Source organism: Hallella sp., assembly GCF_037460745.1.
GTDB lineage: Bacteria > Bacteroidota > Bacteroidia > Bacteroidales > Bacteroidaceae > Prevotella > Prevotella faecis.
This window is the reverse complement of record NZ_JAXVAE010000119.1, coordinates 1-14,277: the sequence shown is the minus strand read 5'-3', so window position 1 is coordinate 14,277 and position 14,277 is coordinate 1. Positions and strand designations below refer to the sequence as shown.

Sequence of the window (14,277 nt, the reverse complement as noted above, 5' to 3'; positions counted from 1 at the left end):
AAAGTTCGGGCTTTGTGATATTTTAAAAGAGGGTGTGAATTTTGACACACCCCCAGTCGAAGAACAACATTTGCCCATTTGTCTTAATGTCGTTAAGCAATTCCACTACCGAGAACTGCACCGCTCCTGTTTTCTTGGCCTCGTCGTCCATGGCCTCCGCCATACGGTAAAGCCAGTCGATAACAAACCTGCAGATGTTCAGGCGTTTCTCAAAGCGCTTCAACGTCGATTCCATGTTGCTTTGGCGTCTTACAACGATGTCGCGCGACACATCTTCCTTCTTGCGCGTGTAGCCTTTCACGGCAAGAAAGTAGAGCAGCGTGCGTATGTTTTTCTCAGTAGACTTTTCCAATCCGTCGCGCACAGCATTGTCGTTGAGTTGCTTATACGATATGCGCAACGATTCGTCTGGAATATGCCTTATGATGTATTCTTCAAGTTGTGCGAAATACTCGAGCATGTTTTTTGCCTTGCGCTCTGATCCCACATCCTGCATGTAGGCCGAGATGTCCTTGCTGTCGGCCAGTATGCCCTCTTGGCGCATCCGCTCTACGGCCGACACAATTTCCCGCTTGTTCATACCGAGAATGTCGGCAAGGTAGTCGATGCGCGACTCCGCCTCAGAATCCTGCGCCTTTGAGATGTGTTTCTGCGAAATGAGCGACTTGATGATGCGCACCGCCTTCTCCACCTCGTCTTTCCCAAACAACGACGACGTTACGATGCGCCGACGCGCCTCATCCATGTTCTTCACCGTTATGCCCGTGGCATACACATGCGGCACATTGTTGCCACGCTCTATATAGCCGCTTTGCTCAAGTGCCGAGAGCGCCGTGCGCACACGCGTCTCGATGTCCGACACCGAGTCGTCCCAACCAGCCTGTCGGGCTATTTCGAGTGCCGAGCAGCACACTCGCTGACGCTGGCGTGTGAAGTTCTTTACGGCTTGCCACACCTGCTGTATCTCGCTAAGGCTAAGCTTGGTCTGGTTGAGCAGTACGAAATGCTTGTCAAGGTCGTTGTCGGCGTACAACACAAAGCACTGGGCTGTGAGACTGGGGTCGCGGCCTGCGCGTCCCGCCTCCTGCACATAGTTCTCCAGCGAGTCGGATATGTCGTAGTGGACCACAAGCCCCACGTCGCTCTTGTCGACCCCCATGCCGAAAGCCGACGTGGCCACAATGATGTTCACTCTTCCCGTCATAAACTCATCCTGGTTCTTTATCTTCTCATCGGGGTCCATCTTGCCGTTGAACGGCAAAGCCTTCATTCCGTCGCGGGTGAGCTTCGATGCGAGTTCGCGTGTGCGCTTTGTGCGCGACACATACACGATCGTAGGGCACGCAGCCAACTTCACAAGTTCGCGAAGTTGCGCATACTTGTCGTCATCCGTATCAACGTGTATTACCTTATAGCGCAGGTTCTTTCTTGAGGCCGACGATGCAAAGAGATGCAGGTCGAGGTTGAGCCAATGCTTGAAATAGTCGCAAATGTCCTGTACCACCTTCTGCTTGGCTGTTGCCGTAAAACACGACACGGGAATGTGGGTGTCGCCACCTTTGCGCTCTTGGTATTCCTTGATAAACTTGCCTATATAGAGATAGTCGACACGGAAATCCTGTCCCCAGGCCGAGAAGCAGTGTGCCTCGTCGATGACGAATCGCACCACGTGGCGCGCCATCAGTATCTTCTCTATGGTCTTCGACCGCAACATCTCGGGCGATATGTATAACAACGAAGCGTCGCCGCCCTGCACACGCTCTATGGCCAGCGAGCGCGATATGGGGTCGAGCAAGCCGTTGATGGTCACGGCGTCGGTTATGCCACGGTCAGCCAGATTGTCAACCTGGTCTTTCATAAGCGACTGCAATGGCGATATGACGACCGTCAATCCATGCACGCTCCCTCCTTCCATCAAGGCAGGCAACTGGAACGTGAGCGATTTTCCTCCGCCTGTTGGAAATATCGCCAACAATGATTGGCCGTCGATGGCGGCGCACGCTGCTTTTTCCTGCAACGGCTCACCATCATAGGTGCGAAACGCTTCATAGCCGAAGAAACGCTTCAGATTATACCGGGCGTCAAGTTGTTGGTTGCAATAATCGCATCCTTCCGCACAGCGTGTGTGCCGCAGCCGTCGCATCACATACTCCACCTCAGGATAGTGGTACAACACCCAAGCTGGGGTTACCGACCGTTGGTCTGACGTGTCGATTAAGGCCAAGGCATAGGCCAGCGCGCAAGGATATTTGCTTGCCAATGTCTGGATGGGGGCGTTGGCGCATATCATGCCGGCAAATTCAGCCCGTATCAGTTCTGCGACCGAATCCTTGGCGTGCCTCTCAGCCCCTACCAACTGCATAAAGCCGTCAAACTCTTCTATGCCGGTGAGCAATGAGGCGTAGATGCGCTTTCTGCGCTCAGGCAGATTGTGCCAATGGGTCATCTCGTCAAAGAGCAGTTCGCGTGCCTTCTCGCAGTCGTTGACCGGATTGTTCATCTCGTCGCTCATCAGCTTGTCGTCCTTCACAAGTCGGTGGTAGGGCCGTTCGGGGAACAACAATGGCGACATGTATAGGGTGTCGACAAGCGCCCATGGCTGTCGCTCATCGCCAAACAGATATTTTGCGTCGTGATGCACAATGTTGTGACCACACAAAAAATCTATGTGGCGTAGGAAAGCCTGCAAGTCGGCCTTTGAATTTTTGTGGAACGTTGCTCCGTCATAACGCATCGCTCCTATGTCCTGAATCTTATGGTTCTTCACCCCAACCTCCACATCCACAAAGGCGTAGCTGTCGGCATTACGCTTTATGGGCGTAAGGTCGTTGTTGGTAGAGCGCGGCGCTTCACCTTTGTTTATGGAGCCTAAGATTCTATCCCAAAGTGACATAGTTGGTGAAGGTTAGTATGAACCCATTGTTATTTTAGGTACAAAAATAGCAATAATAATCCACTTTATATCACACACGGAACAAAATTTAGGCAAAAAGTAACTTCTAAACACACCGTTTTACCTGCGTGCCGTCTCATTCGTCGTCAGAACGATGCATTCCACACTCCACATTCTCAACATCCCTCCCCCAAATCTACACGGTTTTTCCGATCACGCCCGGGTTCGCTCCCAAATACGCTCTTCTTGCGCATTTTTGCAATCGCTAGACATTCAGCCACTTATCATCGGGAGGCCCCATTTCGCATCCCACATCCCACATTCCGCATGATGAAAAGCCATCTTTCGAGGCTCGAAACATGCCCTTTCGAAGCCCCTTCTCTTACCTTTCGCATCTCGAAAGCTTAGCTATCGCAACTCGAAAGATGCCCAACGCCACAGGCGGCCCTTTGTTTTCGGCGTTTCGGCCCTTCCGTTTCGCCTTTTCGCGCGCTATTTCAGCCAAAAACGCAACACAAGTTTTTTACCAATTTTTCTTACTGTTGGTTGTTGAATGTGGGGTGGGGATGGGGTTGTTAAACTTCGAGAATTCTACAAATGGTATAACGGAAAAGCCACAAATGGTATAACGGAAAAGCCACAAATATAATAATTGGGGGGCGAACGTCGTTAATAAGAATATGAGAGACAATCAAGAAGAACTATTTCCGATGGTCGACGAGAACGGCCAGGTGCTTGGAGCCGTGAGCCGCGGACGGGCCCACGACGGCAGTAAGATTCTGCATCCCGTGGTCCACCTGCACGTGTTCAACAGCAAGGGCGAGCTCTACTTGCAGCATCGCCCGGCGTGGAAAGACATTCAGCCCAACCGGTGGGACACGGCTGTGGGCGGCCATGTCGACCTGGGCGAGAACGTGGAGCAGGCGCTCCACCGCGAGGTGAGGGAGGAGCTGGGCATCACCCAGTTTGCGCCCGAGAGCCTCGGCCATTATGTCTTTGAGAGCCTGCGCGAGAAAGAGCTGGTCTATGTGCACCGCTGCGTTTACGACGGTGAGGTGTGTCCCAGCAAGAGCGAGCTCGACGGCGGGCGCTTTTGGAGTCGCCAGGAGATTCTCGACAACATGGGCAAGGGCGTCTTCACGCCCAACTTCGAGAACGAGTATCGTAAGTTTTTCGGCTAACCCCCAATCTGCCATGGAACCCAAATTCATCATCACCCTCGACGGCTATATGCGCATCGGCCAAGTAAGGATGCACAAGGACCTGTTGCAGCCCCACGACACATGCATCGGCGGTGGCTTTTGGGAAATCGACTACGCCTCGATGAGGCTGCTGCTGTCGGGCAAGTCGTTCGACTATGGCAAGCCCAAGTGGACCCTCGTCACCGGCAAGCTCTATGTGCCCAGCGCCTACCGCGGCATGCAAATAGAATACACGGGCAGCTCGCTCGTTGACTATCATAACCTGTCGCAGGAGTTTGAGATAAGCTATTATTAGCCCGTTGGCATGGGGCCGATTAGTCCTGTTGGCATGGGGCTGTTCCGCTCAAGGGAGATACATTGTGGGGCGGTGGTTGCGTTCTGCGATGAGAAAAAGTGGGGCGGAAGCACAATAAGGCGCAAGGCCAATGCGTTATGTTAGATGGAATAATCTCCTGATTGAAACTTAAAAAAACAATAACAATTATGAATTCAGACATTCAGGGCATTTACGATGCCCGCGAGCTGGGCAAGCCCAAGTTTGTGGTGCTCGGTGTGCAACACCTCTTCGCCATGTTTGGCGCCACCATCCTCGTTCCCCTCATCACCGGGCTCGACGTGAGCGCCACGCTGCTCTTCGCAGGCATTGGCACGCTGATCTTCCATCTGGTGTCGAAGATGAAGGTGCCAGCCTTCCTTGGCTCCAGCTTTGCCTTTCTGGGAGGATACGCTTCCGTCAAGCAGTTGTGCGTGGCACAAGGCCTGACCGACGTGGTGGCGCTCAATTACGCTTGTATCGGCGTAGCTGCAGCGTCATTGTTGTATTTTGTCATGGCGTTCCTGCTTAAGATGTTTGGCACGGAGAAGGTCATGCGCTTCTTCCCACCCGTGGTGACCGGACCGATGGTCATCGCCATCGGACTGACGCTCTCGGGCTCGGCCATCGCCAACTGTCAGCAAAACTGGTTGCTGGCCATCACGGCCATCGTCATCGTCATCGGAACCTCCATCTGGGGCAAGGGCATCGTCAAGATTGTGCCCATCCTGCTCGGTGTGCTTGGCTCGTATGTGCTGGCCGCCGCCATGGGCGAGGTGGACTTCTCCAAGCTCAATGAGGCGGCGTGGGTAGGCCTGCCCATCGACATGGACCGCACGGCCCTCTCGGTGGCGAAGGATCCCAACTTCGACCTCATCGTAACGTCGATCATCGCCATCTTCCCCATCGCTTTCGCCACAATCATGGAGCACATCGGTGACATGTGCGCCATACAGAGCACCGTGGGCCGCAACTTCATCAAGGACCCGGGACTGCACCGCACGCTTAGCGGCGACGGATTGGCCACGTTCCTCGCCTCGATATTCGGTGCGCCGGCCAACACCACGTATGGTGAGAACACGGGCGTGCTCAACCTCACGAAGGTGTTCGACCCGGCCGTCATACGCCTGGCCGCCTGCTTCGCCATCCTGCTGAGCTTCTGTCCGAAGTTTGCCTGCCTCATCGGCCTGATGCCCGCCGCCACCATCGGCGGTGTGAGCCTCATTCTCTATGGCATGATCTCGGCCGTGGGTGTGCGCAACCTCGTGGAGACCTCGGTCGACTTCTCCTCATCGCGCAACGTGTTTGTGGCCGCCCTCATCATGGTGGTGAGCATCGGCGTGCAGTATGGCACCGACGGCGGTGTGAAGATCGGCTCCGTGGCCTTCTCGGGCCTGGCCCTCGCCGCCCTCGTAGGCATCCTGCTCAACGCCATCCTGCCCGACCAGCTCGGCATGAAGGTGAAGAGCTTCAATGGGAAAGATAAGAAATATAAGAAAGAAAGAGAATAAGCCAATGGCTTAGGAGCCCTGTGGGACTGCTGGACTTCATGGGCCGGTAGGCGTGAAACGAATGATGGGCCTAATAGGCATGTGGGCGGCTGTCGCGTCAGCCCATTGCCTATTAGGCCCATCGGGTTTGTTTGGCTTTTAGGCCCTCAAGCCTATCAGCCTACCGCTTGCCCAGCAACTTGTAATACTCGGTGGCTCCCAGCAGGAAACAGCCTGTGCCGAAATCCTCGAAGTCGGGCACCGAGGTGTAGCTTACCGGTTGGCCGTCGGAGGGCTGCTTGCCCGTGCCTTGCACATATCCCAGGAACCCGTCGGGATGGAGGCAGATGCGTTCCATGCCCTGCCAAGCGCGGTCGGCCACGGGGCGATAGGTCTTCGCCTTGATGAGGCCCTGGCTGATGCCCCAGCTCAGGCCGTAGAGGAAGAGCGCCGTGCCCGTCAGCTCCGGACCGGCATAGTGGGTCGACGTCATGCTCACGTTCCACAAGCCATCTTGGCGCTGGCAAGCCGCAATGGCGCGCGTCATGGTCAGGAAGTCGGCCTTCAACTCCTTATAATACTTGTGGCGCTTGCCCACGGTCTGCAGGGTGCGCACCAGGGCGGCGTACACCCATCCGTTGCCGCGGCTCCAATAACACTCCTGGCCGTCGGGCTCACGGTAGGGCGGCACAAAGTCGGCGTCGCGATACCACAGTCCGGTCTGCTCGTTGAAACAGCCGCCGCCACACTCGTTGCGCGTCCAGCGATACGCTTTCATGGCATAGTCCATGTAGCGCGCGTCGGCCGTGGCCTGCCCCACCTGGGCGTAGAGCGGCAGCGCCATCTGCACGGCATCGATCCACGACCAATAGTTGTGGCGCCCCGAGGCCATCTGACGGTCGAGGTTGTCGCGCACGATGGGCAACACCTTCGCCGCATCGTCGCCGGCGTAAGGCAGCAGGTCGAGGTAGGTCTGGCAGCAACACTGGTCATCGGCGTCGGTGGTGGTCACCCCGTTGCGTGGCGTCCATTGGTGGAACCGTGCCCAGCGCAGCGCATAGTCGACATACGTCTCCTGCGGGTCGACGGCCTGCAGCGCCATCAGTCCCTCGTAGTAGACGGCGCGCGTCCACAAGCTGCTGGGGCGCACCTTGCGCACGAAGGTGGCCTGCGTGGGATCGGGGTGTTTCTGCATGAAGTAATGGTTGGCCTTGCGGGCGGCGGCCAGCACGTCGCCCGCCTGTTGGGCCATGGCCGAGAGGGCCATAAGCGTGAGGGCAATAAGCGTGAGGAAGCGTCTTGAAATCATGTTCTAAGTGGCGTTTGTTTTTATGCTTAGGGCAAATTTACAAAATTTATCCCTTGCCGAGTGTAAGTTTACAACGTTTTTTTTTTCGCTTTCATTTATTCTTCGTACATTTGCGCCATAATTCATCAATTCGTCATATCATTATCGATTATGTATAGAACGAAAACTTGTGGAGAGTTGCGTCTCTCCGACGCCGGCCAGGAAGTAACACTCGCCGGATGGGTCCAGCGCACACGTAAGATGGGCGGCATGACATTCGCTGACCTGCGCGACCGCTACGGCCTCACACAGCTCGTGTTTAACGGAGCCGTCGACAAGGACCTCTGCGACCAGGCCAACAAGCTCGGTCGCGAATACTGCATCCAAGTGACGGGTACAGTGTCGGAGCGCGAGAGCAAGAACAGCAAGATGCCCACTGGCGACATCGAGATCATCGTGAGCAAGCTCAATGTGCTCAGCCCCAGTCTCACGCCGCCCTTCACCATCGAGGACAACACCGACGGTGGCGATGAGCTGCGCATGAAATACCGCTACCTCGACTTGCGCCGCGCCGCCGTGCGTAAGAACATCGAGCTGCGTCACCGCATGACCATCCTCATCCGCAACTTCCTCGACAACCTGAAATTTATTGAGGTGGAGACCCCGATCCTCATCGGCTCCACACCCGAGGGAGCCCGCGACTTCGTGGTGCCCTCACGCATGAACCCCGGACAGTTTTACGCCCTTCCGCAGAGCCCGCAGACGCTGAAGCAGCTGCTTATGGTGGCCGGTTTCGACCGCTATTTCCAGATTGCCAAGTGCTTCCGCGACGAGGACCTGCGCGCCGACCGTCAGCCTGAGTTCACACAGGTCGACTGCGAGATGTCGTTTGTCGATCAGGACGATGTCATCAACATCTTCGAAGAGTTGTGCCGCACCCTGTTCCGCGAGATTCGCGGTGTGGAGCTGCCCAAGCCGCTCGAGCAGATGACCTGGAATGAAGCCATGCGCCGCTTTGGTAGCGACAAGCCCGACTTGCGCTTCGGCATGGAGTTTGTGGAACTGAAAGACGCCTTTGAGGGCAAGGGCGAGTTTAGCGTGTTCAACGAGGCCAAGTACATCGGCGGCATTTGCGTGCCGGGATGTGCCAACTATAGCCGCAAGCAGCTCAACGAGCTCACCGACTTTGTGAAGCGTCCGCAGGTGGGCGCCCAGGGCCTGGTGTTCATCAAGTATAACGCCGACGGAACGGTGAAGAGCTCTATCGATAAGTTCTATTCGCCCGAGACGCTGGCCGAGATCAAGCAGGTGATGGGCGCCAAGGACGGCGACCTCGTGCTGATTCTCTCTGGCGACAACGCCAACAAGACACGCGTGCAGCTCTGCTCGCTGCGCCTGGAGATGGGCGACCGCCTGGGCCTGCGCGACAAGAACGTGTTCAAGTGCCTGTGGATCATCGACTTCCCCCTCTTCGAGTGGAGCGACGAGGAGCAGCGCCTCATGGCTACGCACCACCCGTTCACCATGCCCAACCCCGACGATATACCCTTGCTCGATGAGCATCCTGAGCAGGTGCGCGCCAAGGCTTACGACTTCGTGTGCAACGGAGTGGAAGTGGGTGGCGGCTCGTTGCGTATCCACGACACCCAGTTGCAGGAGCGCATGTTCGAGGTGCTCGGCTTCACCCGCGAGCGTGCTGAGGCCCAGTTTGGCTTCCTCATGAACGCCTTCAAGTATGGAGCGCCCCCTCACGCTGGTCTGGCCTTCGGTCTCGACCGCTTCGTGAGCATCCTGGCCGGTCTCGACAGCATTCGCGACTGCATCGCTTTCCCGAAGAACAACAGCGGACGCGACGTGATGCTCGACGCTCCGGGAGAGCTCGACCCCAAGCAGCTCGACGAGCTCAACCTTGAGGTAAAGGCACACAAATAAGAATCCCCGTCAGCACAAGGCTGACACAACTCTACCCCCCTATTCATCCATGGGAGGGAGCTAGCAGTTATATTTCAACTCAAAACTGCGGTGTAAGCAACTGATCCCCCCCCGCTTGCACCGACTGCGAAAGCGGCAGCACTTAGCGAAGTGTGTAGCCGCTTTCTTTTGGTTTAGGGGGATGGGCATTGTAGGCTTAATGGGCGCGAAGGGCCTGGTGGTCTTGATAGGCATGATGAGCCAGCTGGGTTCCTCCTCATAAATAATGATTTTCATGCAATCGTTTGCTCAATAGCGAGGAAAAGCGTAACTTTGTACCCGATAAGGAAGCATACGGGTGAGGAGAAGACATTCTTTCGCCGCACCGGCATACACACCGTCACTGCACCGCGGGACGTGTTCCCGAGTACATTTTTTAACAACCACATTATTTTAAGAACATGGTTTTACAAGACCTCCAAAAAGATTTCAAAGGTTCCAATTGGAAGCGCGAGATTGACGTAAGAGATTTTATTCAGGCCAACTACGAGCCCTACAACGGCGATGAGAGTTTCCTTGCCGGCCCCTCCGAGAAGACAAAGAAGCTCTGGAGCATCCTCTCCGACCTCTTTGAGGTGGAGCGCGAGAAGGGCGTGTACGACGCCGAGACCAAGCTTCCCCAGAGCCTCGATACCTACGGTGCTGGCTATATCGACAAGGACAGCGAAGTGGTGGTGGGTCTGCAGACCGACGCACCCCTGAAGCGAGGCATCTTCCCCAAGGGAGGCATACGCATGGTGGAGAAGGCTCTCCAGGCCTACGGCTATGAGCTCGACCCCGCCACCAAGACAATCTTCACGAAGTATCGCAAGACACATAACGAGGGTGTGTTCTCGGCTTACAACGACGACATCAAGGCCGCCCGCCACGCACACATCATCACCGGTCTGCCCGACGCTTACGGCCGCGGCCGCATCATCGGCGACTACCGCCGTATCGCCCTCTATGGCACCACCAACCTCATCGAGGAGAAGAAGCGCTACTTCAAGCGCATCGACATCCAGGAGTTCACTGAGGAGATCGTGCGCCACCGCGAGGAGATCAGCGAGCAGGTGCAGGCCCTGAAGCAGTTTGAGCGCATGTGTGCCGCTTACGGCTTCGACGTCACCAAGCCCGCCACCAACGCCCGCGAGGCTGTGCAGTGGACCTACTTCGGTTACCTCGGCGCCGTGAAGGACCAGGACGGTGCCGCCATGTCGCTGGGCCGCGTCTGCGCCTTCCTCGACATCTTCATCCAGCGCGACCTGAAGAACGGAACGCTCACTGAGGAGGAGGCACAGGAGCTCATCGACCAGATGATCATGAAGCTGCGCATCGTGCGTTTCCTCCGCACCCCCGAGTACAACGACCTCTTCTCAGGCGATCCCATCTGGGCCACAGCCTCTATCGGCGGTATGGGCATCGATGGTCGCTCAATGGTTACCAAGACCGACTATCGTTTCCTCCACACCCTGTACAACATGGGTCCGTCGCCCGAGCCCAACCTCACCATCCTCTGGAGTGAGCGCCTGCCCGAGCAGTGGAAGAAGTATTGCGCCAAGGTCAGCATCGACACCAGCGCCATCCAGTATGAGAACGACGACCTCATGCGCGCCGATCTCGGCGACGACTACGGAATCGCTTGCTGCGTGAGCCCCATGAAGATTGGTAAGCAGATGCAGTTCTTCGGTGCACGCGCCAACTTGGCCAAGTGTATGCTCTACGCCATCAACGGTGGTCGCGACGAGATGACCGGTCATCAGATCGCTCCCCGCTTTGCGCCCATCACATCCGACTACCTCACCTACGAGGAGTTTATGCCTAAGTTTGAGCAGATGATGCGCTGGTTGGCCAAGACCTACGTCAACGCCCTGAAGATCATCCACTACATGCACGACAAGTACGACTACGAGGCCTTCGAGATGTCGCTGCACGACGGCGATGTGGAGCGCACCCGCGCCACAGGTATCGCTGGCCTGTCGATCGTTACCGACTCTATCGCCGCCATGAAGCACTGCAAGGTGCGCATCATCCGCGACGAGACCGGCCTGGCTGTCGACTACAAGATTGAGGAGGGCGAGTATGTGCCCTTCGGCAACAACAACGACGAGACCGACTCTATCGCAGTTGACCTGACTGAGAAGTTCATGGAGTACCTGCGCCAGCACCGCACCTACCGCAACGCTGTGCCCACCCAGAGCTTGCTCACCATCACCTCTAACGTGGTGTATGGCCGCAACACCGGTTCCACTCCCGACGGTCGCCAGAAGGGCGTTCCGTTCGCACCGGGCGCCAACCCCATGAACGCACGTGACGTGAAGGGTGCAGTGGCTGCCCTGGCCTCAGTGGCCAAGCTGCCGTTCCAGCACTCACGCGACGGTATCTCATACACCTTCGCCATCGCTCCCTCGGCCCTCGGCAAGGAGAAGGACATGCAGGCCACAAACCTTGTGTCGCTGCTCGACGGTTACTTCACACCCAACGGTGGCCAGCACATCAACGTCAACGTGTTCGACCGTCAGCTCCTGCTCGACGCCATGGATCATCCCGAGAAGTACCCGCAGCTCACCATCCGCGTCAGCGGTTACGCTGTGAACTTCGTGAAGCTCACACGCGAGCAGCAGCTCGACGTGCTCTCACGTACCATCAACCTGGGCATGTAATAAGGCCCATGGTATCGCATTGATACACATCATCATACGAAAGCCATTTGCTCACCGCACAGCAGCGGAGGGCATTTGGCTTTCGTTTTATTCACTCACACCCGCAGGGCCCACTCGCATCGCCCCGTCGGGTAATAGAACACGCTATATATCATGACCCATACCATTGGCCACATTCATTCCATGGAATCGTTTGGCACCGTCGACGGACCCGGCATACGCTTCGTGGCGTTCATGCAGGGCTGTCCGCTGCGCTGCCAATTCTGCCATAACCCCGACACGTGGGACCCGCATGGCAAATGCCAGTACGAGCTCACCCCGCAGCAACTGCTCGACGAGGTGCTGCGCTACCGTAGCTTCATCAAGAGCGGCGGCGTGACGCTGTCGGGTGGCGAGCCGCTGATGCAAGCCGACTTCGCCACCGAGTTTTTCGCCCTCTGCCAGGCCGAGGGGCTCCACACGGCCCTCGACACCAGTGGCATCTTCTGCTCGGGCCGCGCCCTCGATGTGCTCAGCCACACCAACCTTGTGTTGCTCGACATCAAGACGATGGACCCCGACCTCTATCCGCGTCTCACTGGCCAGCGGCAGGACAACAACCTGCGGTTCCTCGACGAGCTGCAGCAGCGCGGAATCCCCACCTGGGTGCGACACGTGGTGGTGCCGGGCCTCACCGACAACGACGAGTGGCTGCACCGCCTCGGCGAGCACGTGGCCCGTTATTCGGTGGTCGAGAAGATCGAGGTGTTGCCCTATCACACCCTTGGCACCTTCAAGTATCAGGAGCTGGGCCTCCGTTATCCGCTCGAAGGTGTCGACCCGCTTCCCGCCGACCGCGCCCAAGCCGTGCGCCAACTTCTCTCGGCCTACAAGCCTTGCCTCTAACCGCATCCATCCCAAAAGGGCGCGTCGACCAAGACCCTATCAGTCTCATCGACGCGCCCTTTGCGCCTATTGGTGATGGCACCCCAGCCCACTTGGTGGTTGCAGATACCTACGCAGGGTCTTGCCTGCCTTCATGTTCATAATCGCTGCCAGTACGTTGGTGCGGGTGTTCAGCGAGGGAGCGTCGTTATAGATTTGTCTTTCCTATTTTGTTTCAACCTTTCCGTTCTCCAGGCAAACGATGCGCTGCTCGGTGCCGTTCTTCAGCTTCACGATAATGCCCACGCTGTTTGGCTCGTTCGGCTCGAAATAGTTCACCGATGCGATGTCGCCCGGCTCCGTGTCGGAATTCGGCTCATACACGCATACGAAAGGATGGCTCCACGCCTTGCCCTTCTGGCGAGTCACGAACGTGAGAACGGGCTGCTCTTCCTTCACCAGAGGCCTGATCTCCACCTTCTTCTTCGCAAGGCAGCAGGAAGGGTTGGCAAAGAGTAGGCAAACCGCACCAACCACGTGTAAAATTCTGTATTTCATTTTGTTTTTTGTGGGTTTCGTTACGTTTATAAAACGTATGGCTTCGTTTATTTGCGTAGAAATAAGCGTTTTAATTTTGTTTCGCTTGGCCATTCTGTGGTCCACATTCAACCACTCCACATCCGAAGGACCCATTCCACATTCTCAACATCCCTCCCCCGAATCTACACTGTTTTTCCCGCCGAGCCTCGCCTCGCTCCCAAATACGCCATTCTCGCGCATTTTTGTAACCGCCTAACATTCAGACGCTTACCATTCGAAGAACCCATTCGGCTCTCCACACTCCCCATTCCGTCTTGCGGTTAGGCATGTTTCGACCCACGAAACATGCCCTTCCGCACCTCCATCCCTGACCTTCGGCACTTCGATCCCTTAGCTATCGCACCTCGAAAGATGCCTAACGCCCCAGTCACCGCTCCCCATCCGCCCTCCCAAACGCCCCAAACCGCCTTCCCCGCCCTCTATTTCGCCCGAAATCCTGACACAAGTTTTTTACCAAAAATGTTGACGTTGAATGCCCCGTTTTTGAGTTTCTCCAAATGGCCATAGCATATTTTCTTTGAGCAAAGCTTCTTCACGGCATAGACAAATATAAAAATATAACCCTGAATGATTGAAGACTTGTAGCTCGTATTCTGTCGGGGTTCTATCTATTACCATGTGATAATCTTGTTCTTGATAATCTGCTTTGAGATTTTAAAGCACTGATAATCAATACTTCCAAAAAGCAATAACTACCAAAAGGAACAAACTGGAAACAAAAATTACAAAAACCCCAAAATGGAAACACCTGCTTAACATCTGTTGATACGGAAATGAATGAAAATTTTCTTTCATCTTATGGAGGACAAAAGAAATGAATTCTTAAATTGGGTAATATGAGTATAAACAAAAAAGTTTGCCTTTAAAAAGCAAACTTTGATGAGATAAATATTATAATTTATTACAAAGCCATTCTTGTAATTGGGATTCGTAATTATCCACTCTTTCGATTTTGGAATCAAGTGTACTTACCAATTCTTCAAGTGAACATTTCGTTATTTCAGCATTGCCAAG

General features: G+C 55.6%; 8 protein-coding genes and 1 pseudogene. 6 read left to right on the top strand and 3 right to left on the bottom strand.

Going from position 1 to position 14,277, the window contains the following annotated elements:
* Nucleotides 1–61 precede the first annotated feature (61 nt).
* Nucleotides 62–2,893, bottom strand: a pseudogene (locus WKK33_RS08290) (RecQ family ATP-dependent DNA helicase); the annotation flags it as partial.
* Nucleotides 2,894–3,573: 680 nt separating this feature from the next.
* On the opposite strand from WKK33_RS08290, the gene WKK33_RS08285 reads away from it, so the two are divergent.
* From WKK33_RS08285 to WKK33_RS08275, 3 genes are all read left to right on the top strand, one after another.
* On the top strand, nucleotides 3,574–4,074 hold the full coding sequence (locus WKK33_RS08285) for an NUDIX domain-containing protein (RefSeq protein WP_215760246.1): 501 nt from the start codon (nucleotides 3,574–3,576) through the stop codon (nucleotides 4,072–4,074).
* A gap of 13 nt (nucleotides 4,075–4,087) precedes the next feature.
* Nucleotides 4,088–4,390: a hypothetical protein gene (locus WKK33_RS08280; RefSeq protein WP_337569808.1), complete on the top strand. Its 303-nt coding sequence runs from the start codon at nucleotides 4,088–4,090 to the stop codon at nucleotides 4,388–4,390.
* A 188-nt stretch (nucleotides 4,391–4,578) separates the two neighbouring features.
* Complete coding sequence (locus WKK33_RS08275; RefSeq protein WP_309437897.1) at nucleotides 4,579–5,919, top strand: uracil-xanthine permease family protein; 1,341 nt, start codon at nucleotides 4,579–4,581, stop codon at nucleotides 5,917–5,919.
* Nucleotides 5,920–6,079: 160 nt separating this feature from the next.
* On the opposite strand, the gene WKK33_RS08270 is transcribed toward WKK33_RS08275, so the two are convergent.
* Nucleotides 6,080–7,207, bottom strand: a complete 1,128-nt coding sequence (locus WKK33_RS08270) for a glycoside hydrolase family 88 protein (RefSeq protein WP_337933314.1) — start codon at nucleotides 7,205–7,207, stop codon at nucleotides 6,080–6,082.
* Nucleotides 7,208–7,357: 150 nt separating this feature from the next.
* Here WKK33_RS08270 and aspS point away from each other — a divergent pair, with 150 nt between their 5' ends.
* The 3 genes from aspS to pflA all read left to right on the top strand — a co-directional run bounded on the left by aspS (nucleotide 7,358) and on the right by pflA (nucleotide 12,684).
* Nucleotides 7,358–9,118, top strand: a complete 1,761-nt coding sequence (gene aspS, locus WKK33_RS08265) for an aspartate--tRNA ligase (RefSeq protein ID WP_337569814.1) — start codon at nucleotides 7,358–7,360, stop codon at nucleotides 9,116–9,118.
* Between the two features lie 440 nt (nucleotides 9,119–9,558).
* Nucleotides 9,559–11,799: a formate C-acetyltransferase gene (gene pflB, locus WKK33_RS08260; protein ID WP_337468485.1), complete on the top strand. Its 2,241-nt coding sequence runs from the start codon at nucleotides 9,559–9,561 to the stop codon at nucleotides 11,797–11,799.
* Nucleotides 11,800–11,952: 153 nt separating this feature from the next.
* A complete protein-coding gene (pflA, locus tag WKK33_RS08255; protein ID WP_337933312.1) occupies nucleotides 11,953–12,684 on the top strand; it encodes a pyruvate formate-lyase-activating protein in 732 nt (243 codons plus the stop codon).
* Between the two features lie 204 nt (nucleotides 12,685–12,888).
* Here pflA and WKK33_RS08250 read toward each other — a convergent pair whose 3' ends face one another.
* Complete coding sequence (locus WKK33_RS08250; protein WP_337677740.1) at nucleotides 12,889–13,221, bottom strand: hypothetical protein; 333 nt, start codon at nucleotides 13,219–13,221, stop codon at nucleotides 12,889–12,891.
* Nucleotides 13,222–14,277 lie beyond the last annotated feature (1,056 nt).